At 55.7% G+C, this 15535-nt stretch carries 16 protein-coding genes; 12 read left to right on the top strand and 4 right to left on the bottom strand.

The window, feature by feature from the left end; translation table 11 throughout:
• The first annotated feature begins 1 nt into the window (after position 1).
• Genes BJP35_RS23705 through BJP35_RS23690 form a run of 4 tightly spaced genes read left to right on the top strand, consistent with a single transcriptional unit; the run spans position 2 to position 3825 of the window.
• Positions 2-1024 (top strand): ABC transporter permease, encoded by a 1023-nt coding sequence (locus BJP35_RS23705; protein ID WP_014170162.1) that lies wholly within the window; start codon positions 2-4, stop codon positions 1022-1024.
• Positions 1021-1917 carry a D,D-dipeptide ABC transporter permease gene (ddpC, locus tag BJP35_RS23700; RefSeq protein ID WP_020884090.1) on the top strand — a complete coding sequence of 299 codons (897 nt, stop codon included), beginning with the start codon at positions 1021-1023 and terminating at the stop codon, positions 1915-1917. Before BJP35_RS23705 ends, ddpC begins: the two co-directional genes overlap by 4 nt.
• Positions 1914-2900, top strand: coding sequence for an ABC transporter ATP-binding protein (locus BJP35_RS23695; protein WP_047744694.1), 987 nt, complete (start codon positions 1914-1916; stop codon positions 2898-2900). Before ddpC ends, BJP35_RS23695 begins: the two co-directional genes overlap by 4 nt.
• Positions 2893-3825, top strand: a complete 933-nt coding sequence (locus tag BJP35_RS23690; protein ID WP_086463588.1) for an ABC transporter ATP-binding protein — start codon at positions 2893-2895, stop codon at positions 3823-3825. Before BJP35_RS23695 ends, BJP35_RS23690 begins: the two co-directional genes overlap by 8 nt.
• A gap of 26 nt (positions 3826-3851) precedes the next feature.
• Here the strand turns inward: BJP35_RS23690 and BJP35_RS23685 are convergent, their stop codons facing one another.
• Positions 3852-4601, bottom strand: a complete 750-nt coding sequence (locus tag BJP35_RS23685; RefSeq protein WP_020884087.1) for an SDR family NAD(P)-dependent oxidoreductase — start codon at positions 4599-4601, stop codon at positions 3852-3854.
• Positions 4602-4754: 153 nt separating this feature from the next.
• Between BJP35_RS23685 and BJP35_RS23680 the strand changes: the two genes are divergently transcribed.
• Positions 4755-5660 (top strand): LysR family transcriptional regulator, encoded by a 906-nt coding sequence (locus BJP35_RS23680; RefSeq protein WP_025204143.1) that lies wholly within the window; start codon positions 4755-4757, stop codon positions 5658-5660.
• A 23-nt stretch (positions 5661-5683) separates the two neighbouring features.
• On the opposite strand, the gene BJP35_RS23675 is transcribed toward BJP35_RS23680, so the two are convergent.
• On the bottom strand, positions 5684-6112 hold the full coding sequence (locus BJP35_RS23675) for an OsmC family protein (protein ID WP_047744695.1): 429 nt from the start codon (positions 6110-6112) through the stop codon (positions 5684-5686).
• Between the two features lie 127 nt (positions 6113-6239).
• Between BJP35_RS23675 and BJP35_RS23670 the strand changes: the two genes are divergently transcribed.
• On the top strand, positions 6240-7199 hold the full coding sequence (locus BJP35_RS23670; protein WP_047744696.1) for a hypothetical protein: 960 nt from the start codon (positions 6240-6242) through the stop codon (positions 7197-7199).
• A gap of 23 nt (positions 7200-7222) precedes the next feature.
• Here BJP35_RS23670 and BJP35_RS23665 read toward each other — a convergent pair whose 3' ends face one another.
• Positions 7223-8098, bottom strand: coding sequence for a LysR family transcriptional regulator (locus BJP35_RS23665; RefSeq protein WP_020884082.1), 876 nt, complete (start codon positions 8096-8098; stop codon positions 7223-7225).
• A gap of 111 nt (positions 8099-8209) precedes the next feature.
• Here BJP35_RS23665 and BJP35_RS23660 point away from each other — a divergent pair, with 111 nt between their 5' ends.
• The 6 genes from BJP35_RS23660 to adhP all read left to right on the top strand — a co-directional run bounded on the left by BJP35_RS23660 (position 8210) and on the right by adhP (position 14862).
• Positions 8210-9061: a Vmh family MBL fold metallo-hydrolase gene (locus BJP35_RS23660; RefSeq protein ID WP_086463600.1), complete on the top strand. Its 852-nt coding sequence runs from the start codon at positions 8210-8212 to the stop codon at positions 9059-9061.
• A 231-nt stretch (positions 9062-9292) separates the two neighbouring features.
• Complete coding sequence (gene bdm, locus BJP35_RS23655; RefSeq protein ID WP_020884080.1) at positions 9293-9508, top strand: biofilm-dependent modulation protein; 216 nt, start codon at positions 9293-9295, stop codon at positions 9506-9508.
• A gap of 95 nt (positions 9509-9603) precedes the next feature.
• Positions 9604-9741, top strand: coding sequence for a stationary-phase-induced ribosome-associated protein (gene sra / locus BJP35_RS23650; protein ID WP_013096533.1), 138 nt, complete (start codon positions 9604-9606; stop codon positions 9739-9741).
• A gap of 176 nt (positions 9742-9917) precedes the next feature.
• On the top strand, positions 9918-11615 hold the full coding sequence (locus tag BJP35_RS23645) for an NAD-dependent malic enzyme (RefSeq protein WP_086463587.1): 1698 nt from the start codon (positions 9918-9920) through the stop codon (positions 11613-11615).
• Positions 11616-11937: 322 nt separating this feature from the next.
• Entirely contained in the window at positions 11938-13647 is a 1710-nt protein-coding gene (locus BJP35_RS23640; protein ID WP_086463586.1) for an ABC-F family ATP-binding cassette domain-containing protein, read from the top strand.
• 204 nt (positions 13648-13851) lie between these two features.
• Entirely contained in the window at positions 13852-14862 is a 1011-nt protein-coding gene (gene adhP / locus BJP35_RS23635; protein WP_086463585.1) for an alcohol dehydrogenase AdhP, read from the top strand.
• A gap of 44 nt (positions 14863-14906) precedes the next feature.
• On the opposite strand, the gene BJP35_RS23630 is transcribed toward adhP, so the two are convergent.
• A complete protein-coding gene (locus BJP35_RS23630) occupies positions 14907-15413 on the bottom strand; it encodes an Rrf2 family transcriptional regulator (protein ID WP_014170178.1) in 507 nt (168 codons plus the stop codon).
• Positions 15414-15535 lie beyond the last annotated feature (122 nt).

Here is a 15535-nt window from a genome sequence, read left to right as displayed (position 1 = left end):
TATGACGTTCTGGAGCATTGTGCGCCAGCGCTGCTGGGGGTTAATCCTGGTGGTGGCCGGTGTCTGTATCATCACCTTTATTATTTCACACCTGATCCCCGGCGATCCGGCCCGCCTGTTGGCCGGAGACCGCGCCAGCGACGACATTGTGCAAGGTATCCGCCAGCAGCTGGGGCTGGATCAACCGTTGTATATCCAGTTTGGTCGCTATGTGGATGCGCTGGCCCATGGCGATTTAGGCACCTCTATCCGCACCGGGCGACCGGTTGCGGAAGATTTGAAGGCCTTTTTCCCGGCCACCCTGGAGCTGGCTTTTTGTTCCCTGCTGCTGGCGCTGGTTATCGGCGTGCCGCTGGGGATTTTATCGGCGGTCTACCGTGACCGCTGGCTGGATCATCTGGTGCGCTTAATGGCGATGACGGGCATTTCAACGCCCGCATTCTGGCTTGGGTTGGGAGTGATTGTCCTCTTCTACGGGCATCTGCAACTTCTGCCGGGCGGTGGAAGGCTTGACGACTGGCTCGATCCGCCGACGCGCGTTACCGGCTTTTATCTGGTGGATGCGCTGCTGGAAGGCAACGGGGAGGTCTTTTTCAATGCCCTGCAGCATCTGATTTTACCTTCGATGACGCTGGCATTTGTTCATCTCGGCATTGTGGCGCGTCAGGTTCGCTCGGCCATGCTGGAGCAGCTCAGTGAAGATTACATACGAACCGCACGCGCCAGCGGATTGCCCGGCTGGTACATCGTGCTGCGCTATGCCCTGCCCAATGCGATGATCCCGTCAATTACCGTGCTTGGACTGGCACTGGGCGATCTGCTGTATGGCGCAGTCCTCACCGAAACCGTCTTTGCCTGGCCGGGAATGGGCGCCTGGGTCGTCACCTCTATTCAGGCACTCGATTTCCCTGCCGTCATGGGCTTCGCGGTAGTGGTCTCACTGGCCTATGTGCTGGTTAATCTGGTGGTCGATCTGCTCTATCTGTGGGTTGACCCGCGAATCGGGCGCGGAGGTGCCGAATGATGTTGACTCAGGAAACGCCCGTCCCGGTTAAAACAGCGAAAGCAGGCATCAACTGGGCAAAACTGTTCTGGATGCTGCGTAAAAGCCCCCTCACGCTGATTGGCGCCGCGATCATGATCCTGATGCTCCTGCTGATGGTGACATCACCGTGGATTGTGCCGCATGACCCCAATGCGCTGGATTTGACCGCGCGTCTGCAGGCTCCGTCTGCCGAACACTGGTTTGGCACCGATGAGGTTGGCCGCGATCTGTTCAGCCGGGTGCTCGCCGGCAGCCAGCAGTCGATCAGCGCGGGGCTGGCCGTCGTGGTGATTGCGGGTGGTATTGGCTCGCTGCTGGGCTGTTTGTCTGGCGTGCTGGGCGGGCGCGGCGACGCCATTATTATGCGCATTATGGACGTGATGCTCTCCATTCCCTCGCTGGTGCTGACCATGGCGCTGGCGGCGGCGCTGGGGCCGAGCCTGTTTAACGCAATGCTCGCCATCGCGATTGTACGTATTCCGTTTTACGTGCGTCTGGCACGCGGGCAAACCCTTGTCGTGCGCCAGTTTACCTATGTTCAGGCGGCCCGCACCTTCGGCGCATCACGCTGGCATTTAATCAGCTGGCATATTCTGCGCAACGCCCTGCCGCCGCTGATTGTGCAGGCTTCGCTGGATATTGGCAGCGCCATTCTGATGGCCGCCACGCTGGGCTTTATCGGTCTGGGCGCACAGCAACCCACCGCCGAATGGGGCGCGATGGTTGCCGTAGGGCGCAACTATGTACTTGACCAGTGGTGGTATTGCGCTTTTCCTGGCGCGGCCATTTTGATTACCGCCGTGGGCTTTAATCTTTTTGGTGACGGCATCCGCGACCTGCTGGATCCGAAATCAGGAGGGAAACAATCATGACCGACTCGGTTTTAACCATCGAGGATTTACATCTGAGTTTCCCGATATACCGCGGTGAGGTTCATGCGCTGAACCACGTCTCGCTGGAGATTAAACGGGGGGAGATTGTCGGCGTAGTGGGCGAGTCGGGGTCGGGAAAGTCAGTTACCGCCATGCTCGCCATGCGCCTGTTGCCGGAAGGCAGCTACCGAATTCATCACGGTCAGGTAACATTGCTGGGAGAAGATGTTCTGACCGCATCGGAAAAACAGCTTCGCCAGTGGCGCGGGGCAAAAGTGGCGATGATTTTTCAGGAGCCCATGACCGCCCTGAACCCAACGCGGCGGATTGGTAAGCAAATGGTGGAGGTGATCCGCCAGCATCAGCCGCTCGACCGTCGCGCGGCGCAGCAAAAAGCGATTGCCCTGCTGGAGGAGATGCAAATCCCGGACGCGAAAGCGGTGATGGCGCGTTATCCGTTTGAACTGTCCGGCGGCATGCGTCAGCGAGTGATGATCGCCCTTGCCTTCTCCTGCGAGCCTGAGCTTATCATCGCCGACGAGCCGACCACGGCGCTGGATGTAACCGTGCAGCTGCAGGTACTGCGTCTGCTGAAGCACAAGGCGCGGGCCAGCGGAACCTCGGTGCTGTTTATCAGCCACGATATGGCCGTGGTTTCCCAGCTCTGTGACCGGATGTATGTGATGTACGCGGGAAGCGTAATTGAGAGCGGTGCCACGCAAACGCTGATCCACCATCCCGTTCATCCCTACTCCATCGGCCTGTTGCAATGTGCACCTGAAAACGGTGCGCCGCGCGAGTTGCTTCCGGCCATTCCCGGCACGGTGCCTAATCTCAGCCAGCTTCCACAAGGCTGCGCGTTCCGCGAGCGCTGCTTTGCCGCCGGGACGAAATGCAGTGAGGCACCGCGCTTGCTTCCTAATGGTGCAGAGGGCCAGATGGCTGCCTGCTGGTACCCGCAACGGGAGAAACACCATGTCTGACATTTTGCTTGAACTGGATAGCGTGCATGTCAACTTTCCCGCGCGCAAAAACTGGCTGGGCCGCGTCACGGAACAGGTGAATGCCCTCAATGGGCTGGACCTGCAGATCCGTCGCGGCGAAACGCTGGGCATTGTTGGGGAATCCGGCTGCGGGAAAAGCACGCTGGCACAGCTATTGATGGGCATGCTCAGGCCCAGCACCGGCGACTATCAGCGGACGCATCACGCGGGCGGCATGCAGATGGTTTTTCAGGACCCGCTCTCGTCCCTCGACCCGCGTTTACCGGTGTGGCGCATCATCACCGAGCCGGTGTGGGTGCAAAAACGCAGCAGTGAACGCGAACGGCGCCAGCTTGCAGAGACGCTGGCGATGCAGGTGGGTATTCGTGCGGAATATCTTGACCGTTTACCGCATGCCTTTTCAGGCGGGCAGCGCCAGCGCATTGCTATCGCCCGGGCGCTGTCGTCCAATCCAGACATCATCGTGCTCGACGAACCCACCAGCGCGCTGGATATTTCCGTGCAGGCGCAAATCCTCAACCTGCTGGTAAAACTGCAGCAGGAACGGAACCTCACCTATGTGTTGATCTCACATAACGTCTCGGTGGTCAGGCACATGAGCGATCGTGTGGCGGTGATGTATCTGGGCCAGATCGTGGAGCTGGGTACCACCGATCAGGTCCTTGTCAGGCCGCGCCATCCCTACACCCGGCTGCTGCTTGATTCCGTTCCCAGAACCGGTGAACCGCTGGATGAAAACCTGGCGCTGCGTAAAACAGAGCTTCCTGGCAATCGTCACCTTCCCACCGGCTGTTTTTTCCGGGACCGCTGTCCGCAGGCAGCGCAAGGGTGCGAGCGCCCGCAGTCGCTACAGCCTTCAGTTGAGGGCTGTAGCGTGCGCTGCTGGCGCAATCTGAGCGAGTAGCCACGCAGGGTGGCGCTGTTTCACGTTTAAATTTGCGCCATTCCACCGTCGACAAACAGTTCGGTGGCGTTGATAAAGCTTGCTGCATCTGAGGCCAGAAACGCCACCGCTTTCCCCACTTCCCCCGGCGCGCCTAAGCGTCCCAGCGGCACCTGGGCGGCCAGCGCGTCATACAGCCCCTGACGATGTTCTTCCGGCACCAGGTCACCCAGCCCTGGGGTTTTGATGGGCCCCGGGCTCACCACGTTGACGCGAATACCGCGCCCCTGCAAATCCAGCGCCCACGAACGGGCAAAGTTGCGCACGGCGGCTTTACTGGCGCTGTATACGCTAAAGTTTGCGGTTCCTTTAATGGACACCGTGGATCCGGTCAGAATGATCGACGATCCGGCTGATAACAGCGGTAACGCTTTTTGCACGGTGAACAGTACACCGCGAACGTTGGTTGCAAAGATGCGGTCAAACTGCTCTTCAGTGATAGCGCCTAACGGCAGCATGTCGCCACCACCCGCATTGGCGAACAGAATATCCAGACGCCCTTCGTCTTTTGCAATCTGCGCATAGACTTTATCGAGGTCGGAAAGTTGAGAGACGTCCGCACGGATGCCGACCGCCGCGGTGGCAATTTGTGCAACGGCAGCGTCCAGCTCCGCCTGACGACGTCCGGTGATATAAACCTTCGCGCCCTGGGCCGCCAGTTCCTGCGCGGTGGCGAGACCGATACCTGTGCTACCGCCCGTAACCAGGGCAATTTTACCTGCGAGAGACGTATTCATGTTATTCACCTTTAATCATGTTTTCAGGATGCCCGCAAAAACGGTTGAAGAGGTTTTCGCTTGCGTTGAATAAACTCTATCGGTTGCAGGATTAATGAAAAACGGGCAAAAATGAAAATCACTATTCACAGGTGGAAATAATCCGGAGTACGAATGGACCAGCTCATGGCAATGCGCGCATTTACGCGGGTGGTGGAAACCGGAAGTTTTACGCGTGCGGCTGATTCTCTGAATATGCCTATCGCCACCCTGAGCAAGCTGGTGAAATCGCTCGAAGCGCACCTGGAGATCCGGCTTTTACACCGCACGACACGACGGGTAGTCACCACACCGGAAGGTGCCGGGTACTATGAAAAAGCGCTCAGGGTGCTGATTGATATTGAAGATATCGATACGTCGTTTCGCGTTTCTCGCGCGACGCCGAAAGGCCATCTGCGCGTGGATGTGGGCGGTTCAACCGCGCGCGACGTGCTGATCCCCCTGCTCCCGGATTTTATGCAGCGTTATCCGGAAATACGCATCGATCTTGGCGTGGCCGACCGGCCCGTAGATTTGATCAGCGGTAACGTTGACTGCGTGATCCGCGGCGGCCCTCTGGACGACTCCTCCCTTATTGCCCGTCATCTGGGTGACGCTGAAATGGTCACCTGCGCGACGTCTGATTATTTAAAATATCATGGCGTACCAGCCTATCCGCGGGAACTGTGCAATGGCCATAAGCTGATTAGCTACCTTTCTCCCGTCACCGGTCGGGCGTTCCCGTTTCGCTTCAGGGAAAAGGGAGAAAGGCTGGAGATAAGTATTCCGCACTTCCTTGGGGTCAATGAAAGCAATGCTCATCTGGCGGCGGCGGTGGCAGGTTTAGGCATTATTCAGACGTTTCAGTATTCGACAAAAAGGCATTTACAGGCGGGGACGTTAACTGAAATTCTTAGTGACTGGCGACCTGACGCTTATCCGTTTCATGTGGTTTATCCGCAGAACCGGCATCTGACACATCGACTGAGAGTGTTTATCGCCTGGCTGGCAGAGGTGTTTCCTGCCGCGCTGAAGGGATAGCCGGGTGTTAACCCGGCTGGGGTTTAATTGAGCGTGTAATCCAGCGTGATTTCCGCGTTCAGCAGCTGTGAAACCGGGCAGCCGGCTTTCGCTTTCTGAATAACGCCATCGAACTGCTGAGGGTCAATGCCAGGGACAGTAACCTTGCTCTGCAGTGCGACCTTCGTAATGGCGAAACCGCCCCCTTTTTTATCCAGTGACACGTCGGCGGTGGTATCAATGGAATCGGCGGTGTAGCCTGCTTCACCCAGCATCAGCGACAGTGCCATCGAAAAACAGGCTGCGTGTGCGGCACCAATCAGTTCTTCCGGGTTGGTCCCTTTTTCGCCTTCAAAACGGGTGTTGAAGCCGTAAGGCTGTTGATTGAGAACGCCGCTCTCGGTAGAAACAGTTCCTTTTCCGCGTTTAATATCGCCAGACCAGTGTGCTGAACCGTGCTTATGAATTGTCATTCTTGCTCTCCTTTTGGCTTACAAAGGGTTAAGTATAGACCAGAGATCTGACGCGTCCTGGAACACAGAGTATTCTGGTTAGCGTTGATGCGATACATCACTTCGAACCATCAAAAGGGAAAGGCCTATGATGCTAAACACCAGGACTGTCGTGGCGCTGACCACGCTCGCCGTGACGCTCCCCCTCTTTGCCAGCACGCCGGAGAATTTTATCTATACCAGCTCGGGCGACCTTGATGCCGCCGCCGCGCTTATCGCCCGTCGTGATATCGGTGGCGCGCAGATCGTTTATAACTGGCGTGCACTGGAGCCGGAGAAAAACAGATATGACTTCTCATCCATAGAGCGAGACCTGGCGCGCCTGAAGGCCAGCAATAAAAAGCTGTTTATTCAAATTCAGGATCGCTTCTTCGAAAAAGATGCCCGGTATGTCCCTGATTATCTGATGGCAGACACGAAGTACAGCGGCGGTATTTCTCCGCAGTTTGACAACCCTGGTGAAGGGAAACCAACAGGTTCAGGCTGGGTAGCCCGGCAGTGGGATCCTGCCGTGCGTGAGCGGTATCAGGCCTTACTGGCAGCGCTGGCGAAGCGTTTTGATGGCCAGGTTTACGGTGTGAACTTACCTGAAACCGCGATTGACCTTGATGAGAAAAAGCCGCCGACAGGATTTTCGTGCGACAACTATTTTGCCGGAGAAATGGAAAACCTCACCTTTGCGCGAAAGGTTTTCACGCAATCCCATATCGTACAATATGTGAACTTCTGGCCGTGTGAATGGAACAATGACCATAATTACATGGGGCGGCTGTTTGAATACGCCAGTGCCCATAGTATCGGGCTTGGCGGACCGGATATTGTTCCCAACCGCAAGGCGCAAATGAAAAACGCCTATCCGTTCTTTAACCAGTATAAAAACAAACTGCCGCTGGTCGCCATGGCCGTTCAGGAGCCCACGCTTACCTACAGAAACCCGGCTACCGGCAAGCCCTTCACCAAAGATGAATTTGTTCAGTTCGCAGAAGCGTATCTCGGCGCAGATATTATTTTCTGGAGCACGACGTCGCCCTGGCTGACGACGAAATAAGCCACAGGCTCACTGCGCGGGCATCAGTTCAGATGCCCTGCAATTTCATCAAGAAAGACGCGCAGGGCCGCAGGCTGATATTCCCGCGACTGGTAAATCCCGTGAATGGCGAGCGGCTTAGGGACTAAGTCTGTTAGCACCGGGACCAGCAGCCCTTGCTCGAGCGCCCCTTGCGCTTCGTGCTCGGGCAGCATTGCAATACCGCAATGTTTAACCGCCGCGTCCATCAACAACGACGAGATGCTGGCGCTAAGATTGCCGCTCACCGCGACGCTCACGCTTTCGCCTTCCAGCGTCACAAAATGCCACGACTGACCCGCAAAGAAGCTGTAATGCAGACAATTGTGCTGCGCCAAATCCTCAGGCGTCACGGGCGTGCCGTGCTGCGCAAGATAGTCCGGCGAGGCGCAAAGCACCGAACGGCACTCGCCCAGCCTGCGGGCAATCATCCCCGGCTCCGGGTTATCGGTAATTCGCACGGCTACGTCAATACGCTCGCCCACCAGACTCACGGGATGGTTATTCACATCCAGTTCAATTCTGAGCTGCGGATAACGCGCCAGCAGCCCGGGCAGTACCGGCGCAATCATGTGCATGGCGGTAAAGTGCGCGCAGGCTACCCGTAAGGTGCCGGAAGGTAAATCTTTCTCCGACTGGCCTTCAATCTCCTGCGACAGTTGCGAAAGGGTACGCGTTTTCTGCAGTACCTTTTCCCCTGCTGCGGTCAGCGTCAGCTTGCGCGTTGAGCGGTTCACCAGCCGGGTCCCCGCCCACTTCTCCATCTGCTCAAGATAACGGCTTACCATGGGCCGGGAAATGCCCAGCGCACGGGCTGCGGCACTCAAACTTCCCAGCTCGCAAATCCGGTTATAGACCTGTGCGGCAATAACGCGATCCATATAACGCTCCATTTGCTCGATTTATGAAACTAAGCATGTCTTGTTTCAGGAATTCTGGCAAATGGAGAGTTCGGTACAATAGGGTCTTTCCTGATAAAAAGAGACATGATGATGAAGCTCACTCGCCTTGCACTGCTATGCACCCTCTTCACGCCGGCGGTCTTTGCCGCACCGTTGACCATTGATACCTGGAACCCGCAGGAGAAAGGCATTTTTGCGGTCTCGTCGACGCTGGTGTCCGGCCCGAAAGAGGCCGTCCTGTTTGACGCGCAGTTCAGCGTGAAAGACGGTGAAGCACTGGTGGAGAAAATTCGCCGCAACGGTAAAACCCTGAACAAGATTGTGATCACCTCCGGCGATCCGGACTTCTACTTTGGTCTGCAGCCGCTGGTTAAAGCGTTCCCGAATGCGAAAGTCGTGGCGACTCAGCAGGTGGTTGACCATATCAAGGCCACCAAAGATGCCAAGCTGGCCTTCTGGGGCCCACAGATGAAAGACGGCGCGCCAACAACGCTGATCGTTCCCCAGGTGCTGACCTCCACCACGTTTATGGTTGATGGTGAGAAAATCGATATTGAACAACCAGACAGCTACGCGGCCTATGTCTGGATCCCGTCAGCGAAGACGATTCTTGGCGGCACGGGCGTTTCATGGGGCATCCATCTGTGGACGGCCGATACCCAGACCAGGGCGCGTCGCCAGCAGTGGCAGGACACGCTGGAAAACATGGCAGCGCACAAACCGGAGCGCGTGATCCCGGGTCACTATCTGGGGACGCCACCGTCAGGTACCGGCGCTATCGATTTTACCCGTGAATATCTGCAGCGGTTCGAGCAGACGCTGGCTAATCACAAAGATTCTGCTGGCGTCATTAGCGCCATGAAAAAAGCGTATCCGGGCCTTGCCGAAGAGAGCTCGCTGGAATTAAGTGCGAAAGTGAATACCGGCGAAATGAAATGGTAAATTAATCTCTGCTCCTGCTATTTTCTCGGATAGCAGGAGCAGCATCAAAATATTCCCCCTCGTCCCCTGTCATTATTCCTCCATTTCTAAAAGTGTCTAAAAGCATGCACTTATGTCATTTTTATTTCTAAGATGAATCTTAGACACAGCAAGGAAAATATTTGCCATTCTGTTTGTGAATTACATTTTTTGCGAGCCGTACCATTACACAGACAACGACACGGAGGCAGCATGTTTACTTATTACCCGGCAAATACCGCAGCAGCACAACCTGAACTCGTTAACGCGATCGCACAAGGTCTTCACGCCGAACACGGTGCTGTGACTGAAGATGACATTTTGATGGAACTGACCAAATGGGTGGAATCCACAGACAATGACATCCTCAGTGACATCTACCAACAGACCATTAACTACGTGGTCAGTGGACAGAATGCCTCTTTGTAAAAACCTGCTAAGCTGGATCTGCAACCTAAGGGGTTACATTTCGTTTGCGTAAGCAAACTTGTCCTTAAAACTATCAACAGGATTGAGGAGTAAAGATGAAATCGAACCGTCAGGCACGCCATATTCTGGGACTGAACTACAAGCTTTCTAACCAACGTAAAGTGGTGATTGAGGGCGACAGTGAAACGCAAGTCACCCATGCCACCGGCAGAAAACGCCACGCTGGCAAGTAAGTTCCAGTAAGAGATCCTGAACACCATCGGCAAAACCGATGGTGTTTTTGTTTATGTGTTGCGGTAATTAACATTTAGCTCCTTTATAATACCGCCTGACCGCACCCCACCGCACAGGCCAGAAAGATGACAAACAGCAGTGTCAGGGACGGATCTTCAAAAAAAGAGTGAGTGACATGGACAACAAACTGAAAAAACATCGTTCCTTATATATCCCTTATGCCGGTCCGGTTTTACTGGAATTCCCCCTGCTCAACAAAGGCAGCGCCTTCAGCATGGAAGAGCGCAGCAGCTTCAACCTGCTTGGTCTGCTGCCCGAAGTGGTGGAAACCATTGAAGAACAGGCTGAACGTGCGTGGATCCAGTATCAGGGTTTCAAGACTGAAATCGATAAGCACATCTACCTGCGTAACATTCAGGACACCAATGAAACCCTCTTCTATCGCCTGGTTCAGAACCACCTCGAAGAGATGATGCCGGTGATCTACACCCCAACGGTGGGTGCGGCGTGTGAACGTTTCTCTGAGATCTACCGTCGCTCCCGCGGCGTATTCATCTCTTATCAGAACCGTCACAATATGGACGATATTCTGCAGAACGTGCCGAACCACAACATCAAGGTCATTGTTGTGACTGACGGGGAACGTATTCTCGGCCTCGGGGATCAGGGTATTGGCGGAATGGGGATCCCAATCGGTAAGCTCTCCCTGTACACCGCCTGTGGGGGTATCAGCCCGGCGTACACCCTGCCGGTAGTGCTGGATGTGGGTACCAACAACCAGCAGCTGCTCAACGATCCGCTGTACATGGGCTGGCGTCATCCGCGCATTACCGACGATGAGTATTATCAGTTTGTTGATGATTTTATCCAGGCCGTTAAGGCACGCTGGCCGAACGTGCTGCTGCAGTTTGAAGACTTTGCGCAGAAGAACGCCATGCCGCTGCTGAATCGCTACCGCGATGACATCTGCTCATTCAACGACGACATTCAGGGCACCGCCGCCGTGACCGTTGGGACGCTGATCGCCGCCAGCCGTGCGGCAGGCAGCCAGTTGAGCTACCAGAAAATCGTCTTCCTGGGGGCAGGCTCTGCGGGCTGCGGTATTGCCGAGCAGATTATTGCTCAGACGCAGCGCGAAGGCTTGAATGAAGAACTGGCCCGTTCCCGCGTCTATATGGTTGACCGTTTCGGCCTGCTGACCGACGGTATGCCTAACCTCCTGCCGTTCCAGACCCGACTGGTTCAGAAACGCGAGAATCTGAAAAACTGGGATACCGACAACGAGGTGCTCTCCCTGCTGGACGTGGTGCGCAACGTGAAGCCGGACATTCTTATCGGCGTTTCCGGGCAAACCGGTCTCTTCACCGAAGAGATTATTCGCGAAATGCACAAGCACTGTGAACGCCCTATCGTGATGCCGCTCTCTAACCCGACTTCCCGTGTAGAAGCAACGCCGCAGGACATCATCGCCTGGACCGAAGGTAACGCACTGGTGGCAACCGGCAGTCCGTTCGACCCGGTGGTGTGGAAGGATAAAACCTATCCGATCGCGCAGTGCAACAACTCCTACATCTTCCCGGGGATTGGTCTGGGGGTTATCGCGTCCGGTGCGTCACGCATTACCGATGAAATGCTGATGTCAGCCAGCGAAACCCTGGCGAAACACTCACCGCTGGTGAATAACGGTGAAGGCCTGGTGTTACCAGAGCTGAAAGACATTCATAAGGTGTCCCGCGCGATCGCTTTCGCAGTAGGAAAAATGGCACAGCAGCAAGGCGTGGCGGTGAAAACCTCCGCCGATGCGCTGCAGCAGGCCATTGACGACAACTTCTGGATGCCGGAATACCGCAGCTATCGCAGAACGTCTATCTAAAGAACAGGCCGGGTCAGGCAATCATGCCTCCCGGCCTGCCATTCTGCCCGCGCTTGCCGGGCCGTAAAATCCCCGCTACACTGCCATCATCCATTAACCTACTGAATATATAAGGAGGCCAATTATGCTGTACTGTGAAATTTTCAATGTTTCACATACATTTGGTGATCGCACCAGCTCAAGCGTTATCGGTATCGTGCTGCGATAACTTCTGCTTGAGCGAAGACACCAACCCCTAAATCCCTTCTCTCGGGCTTACTGAGTTATCGTCAGCGATGTTTGACGAGGCATAAACATGCCTGTAACTCTTGGGTAAGCAACAATGAGCACTTTACTCACTGCACAATCTCTACGTGTTGATACGGCGTTTGGTACGCTCTTCGACTCTCTCTCCTTTACGCTGAAAAAAGGCGATCGCATCGGTCTGCTGGGCGACAACGGCTGCGGTAAAAGTACGTTGCTGAAGGTGCTGGACGGTACGGACACGCCTGCCGCCGGAACGGTCGCGCTGGCCGGGCACTGCATCATGGCGCGCGTAGAACAACATCTGCCGGACGGGATTTATCCCCTGAGCATGCTGGATGCCGTGCTGGCACAACTGCCTGCGGCTGAACGCGAGAGCCTGCGCTGGAAAGCGGAAACGCTGCTGGCGAGTATGGGCTTTACGCCGCAGGACTGGACATTAACCTCGGCAACGTTGAGCGGCGGGCAACATACGCGTCTGCTGCTGGCGCGGGCTTTGATTAATGCGCCGGACCTGCTGCTGCTGGATGAACCGAGTAACCACCTCGATTTACCCACCATGCTCTGGCTGGAGCAGTTTTTACAGGCCTGGTCAGGCAGCTTTGTGCTGGTTTCACATGACAGGCAGCTGCTGGATGCCGTGACCAACGGCAGCTGGATCCTGCGCGATAAGATGCTGCATTACTTTGCCCTTCCCTGCACCGCCGCACGCAAAGCGCTGGATGAGAAAGACGAAAGTGATGCGCAGCGCCACAAGGCAGAACAAAAGGAGATCGACCGCGTCGCGGCCAGCGCAAAAAGACTGGCGACCTGGGGCAAAGTCTACGACAACGAAGACCTGGCCCGCAAAGCGAAACAGATGGAAAAGCAGGTTGAACGGCTGAAAGAGAGCCAGACGGAGGTCACGGCGGGAAGTCAGTGGACATTAACCCTGCGCGGCGACGCGCTGCGGGCCGACCGTCTGCTGGAGCTGGAAAACCTCGCGGTGCCGCCGGCTCCCGGGCTGCCTGCGCTGTTTAACATTGACATCGCGCGTCTCAAAAGCGGCGATCGCGTGGCCATCGTTGGACGTAACGGCTGCGGTAAATCATCCCTGATGAAGCTGATCTGGCGGCATTTTCGCGGCGAGCAGGCTGACGATGGGCTGAAACTCCACCCACGCGTATCGCCTGGCTATTATGACCAGACACTGAACCAGCTCCCGGACGATGCATCGCTGTTTGACGCACTGGAGCCGTTTGCACCCGATCCGCAGAATCGCAAGATGGCCCTGATCGGTGCCGGCTTTGCGTGGCCACGTCATGGTCAGAAAGTCAGTACGCTCAGCGGTGGAGAACGCTCTCGCCTGCTGTTTGTTGGCCTGACGTTAGCGCGCTATAGCCTGCTGATGCTGGATGAACCGACCAACCATCTGGACATGGAAGGCAAAGAGGCGCTGACAGAAACCCTGCAGCAATTTGAAGGTGGCGTGCTGCTGGTCAGCCATGACCGTCAATTAATCAGCCAAAGCTGCAACCGTTTCTGGCTGATTGAGGACGGCAGGTTGAGTGAATGGCATGACGCCGAAGCGGTCTTTGAACGGCTGCGTGAAAGTGCGGGCCTGATAACATCGCCGTGTTCACCGAAACAACAGCACGATCGCCCTTCGCAGTTTGACGACCTGCTTGAACGGCTGATCGCGCTGGAGACATTGCTGGAGGAAGACCTGGCCCGCAAACCGAAGCACCAGAAGCCGCAGTTGCAGGCGCAATGGCGCCAGGAGATTGAGGCGATAGAAGCAAAACTGTAAGTCCGCGCCCGGCGAGCGTCTCGCCGGGTCGCTCTGCCCCTGAACGCCCCCCTGAATATTAGAGGATCGCTGTATTCTTAATCCGAAATCGAATCAAATGATGACATTATGTTGCTGCCACCTTGCATTAACGCGCCTAAGTATTAATCCTTAAGAAGTAGTACACCTGCTATGCAGAATCTCATCATGAACAAGGAGAAACATATGAAGGCTGCTGTTGTCACTCAGGATCATCAGGTCAATGTCACCGAAAAATCATTACGTCCGCTTAAGCATGGAGAAGCCCTGCTGAAGATGGAATGCTGCGGCGTATGTCATACCGATCTTCACGTGAAGAACGGTGATTTCGGCGATAAGACCGGGGTGATCCTGGGTCACGAAGGAATAGGGATCGTTAAAGAGATTGGCCCAGGCGTCAACTCGCTGAAAATTGGCGACCGTGCGAGCGTGGCATGGTTTTTTGAAGGCTGTGGACACTGCGAATACTGTAATACCGGCAACGAAACCCTGTGCCGGCATGTGAAAAACGCGGGTTATTCCGTTGACGGTGGGATGGCTGAAGAGTGCATCGTGACAGCCGATTATGCGGTAAAAGTGCCGGACGGTCTGGATTCCGCAGCGGCGAGCAGCATCACCTGCGCGGGGGTCACCACCTACAAAGCGGTAAAAGTGTCCCACATTAAGCCGGGCCAGTGGATTGCGATTTACGGTCTTGGTGGTCTGGGTAACCTTGCGCTGCAGTACGCTAAAAACGTATTCAACGCCAAGGTCATCGCCATTGATGTGAACGATGAACAGCTGAAACTGGCCGCCAGCATGGGGGCAGATTTAACCATTAACTCTCGCAGCGAAGATGCAGCGAAAATTGTTCAGGAGAAAACCGGAGGCGCACATGCCGCGGTGGTAACTGCCGTGGCAAAAGCAGCCTTCAACTCAGCGGTGGATGCCGTGCGTGCGGGTGGCCGCGTGGTCGCCGTGGGCCTGCCGCCGGAAGCGATGAGCCTGGATATTCCACGCCTGGTTCTGGACGGCATTCAGGTCGTCGGTTCGCTGGTGGGAACCCGTCAGGACCTGATGGAGGCATTCCAGTTTGCGGCAGAGGGCAAAGTGGTGCCAAAAGTGACAATGCGTCCGCTGGAAGATATCAATGCCATCTTTAAAGAGATGGAGCAGGGTCAAATCCGCGGTCGTATGGTGATTGATTTACGCTCTTAATCGCCGGTTGCCGGGGGGGTGGTTTTGCCTTACCCGGCATTTCACTACGACGATCGCCGGTCAGAAATCCACTCCTGAACCTCAATCTGAAAGGTATCCGGCGCTTTGCGGTACATCTTGCGCGCCAGATCGAGAATGGTATGTCGCGCTAACTCCTCTTCCATCCGTTGCTGTGCGCTGTCCATGACCGAACGTACGCCACACGGGCCATTGCACACCCAGGCAGGAGGCGTTTCATTAAACACCGCCAGCCGCTGACGCACCTCGCGACACTCAAACATGTTCTTCTCACCGTCAATGGCGTGCGCCACATCCAGTACGGTGATCAACTCCGCCGGGCGCGCCAGTTTAAACCCGCCGCCCTTACCTTCCGTGCTGCTCACCAGCCCGGCACGTGACAAACGGGTGAAGATTTTTCCCAGGTAATCATACGGCACACCCTGCAGGGCGGCCATTTCCCGGACGCTCATCTCACGCTCATTGCCTTTTGCATCCACCATGCACATCAGGCTGTGAATGCCGTATTCCACACCGGAACTGTAAAACGCCATGGTTAACTCCGAAGTTATTTATCTGGGTCATTATAACGGCGTTATTGCCCACAATCACAACTACCCTCCCCTTTTTCATTAACATGCTGATTTTATGCAGCATTAAAATTTAACTCAGAAAG

It is taken from the genome of Enterobacter sp. J49 (genome assembly GCF_002148625.1).
GTDB classification, from domain to species: domain Bacteria; phylum Pseudomonadota; class Gammaproteobacteria; order Enterobacterales; family Enterobacteriaceae; genus Enterobacter; species Enterobacter ludwigii.
The sequence above is the reverse complement of the archived record's forward strand: the minus strand, read 5'-3'. Positions and strand labels throughout refer to the sequence as shown.

Bases quoted from the DNA above. Each gene is read 5' to 3' on its own strand.
- BJP35_RS23705 (WP_014170162.1), top strand. From the start codon at position 2: ATGACGTTCTGGAGCATTGTGCGCCAGCGCTGCTGGGGGTTAATCCTG.
- ddpC (WP_020884090.1), top strand. From the start codon at position 1,021: ATGATGTTGACTCAGGAAACGCCCGTCCCGGTTAAAACAGCGAAAGCA.
- BJP35_RS23695 (WP_047744694.1), top strand. From the start codon at position 1,914: ATGACCGACTCGGTTTTAACCATCGAGGATTTACATCTGAGTTTCCCG.
- BJP35_RS23690 (WP_086463588.1), top strand. From the start codon at position 2,893: ATGTCTGACATTTTGCTTGAACTGGATAGCGTGCATGTCAACTTTCCC.
- BJP35_RS23685 (WP_020884087.1), bottom strand. From the start codon at position 4,601: ATGAATACGTCTCTCGCAGGTAAAATTGCCCTGGTTACGGGCGGTAGC.
- BJP35_RS23680 (WP_025204143.1), top strand. From the start codon at position 4,755: ATGGACCAGCTCATGGCAATGCGCGCATTTACGCGGGTGGTGGAAACC.
- BJP35_RS23675 (WP_047744695.1), bottom strand. From the start codon at position 6,112: ATGACAATTCATAAGCACGGTTCAGCACACTGGTCTGGCGATATTAAA.
- BJP35_RS23670 (WP_047744696.1), top strand. From the start codon at position 6,240: ATGATGCTAAACACCAGGACTGTCGTGGCGCTGACCACGCTCGCCGTG.
- BJP35_RS23665 (WP_020884082.1), bottom strand. From the start codon at position 8,098: ATGGATCGCGTTATTGCCGCACAGGTCTATAACCGGATTTGCGAGCTG.
- BJP35_RS23660 (WP_086463600.1), top strand. From the start codon at position 8,210: ATGAAGCTCACTCGCCTTGCACTGCTATGCACCCTCTTCACGCCGGCG.
- bdm (WP_020884080.1), top strand. From the start codon at position 9,293: ATGTTTACTTATTACCCGGCAAATACCGCAGCAGCACAACCTGAACTC.
- sra (WP_013096533.1), top strand. From the start codon at position 9,604: ATGAAATCGAACCGTCAGGCACGCCATATTCTGGGACTGAACTACAAG.
- BJP35_RS23645 (WP_086463587.1), top strand. From the start codon at position 9,918: ATGGACAACAAACTGAAAAAACATCGTTCCTTATATATCCCTTATGCC.
- BJP35_RS23640 (WP_086463586.1), top strand. From the start codon at position 11,938: ATGAGCACTTTACTCACTGCACAATCTCTACGTGTTGATACGGCGTTT.
- adhP (WP_086463585.1), top strand. From the start codon at position 13,852: ATGAAGGCTGCTGTTGTCACTCAGGATCATCAGGTCAATGTCACCGAA.
- BJP35_RS23630 (WP_014170178.1), bottom strand. From the start codon at position 15,413: ATGGCGTTTTACAGTTCCGGTGTGGAATACGGCATTCACAGCCTGATG.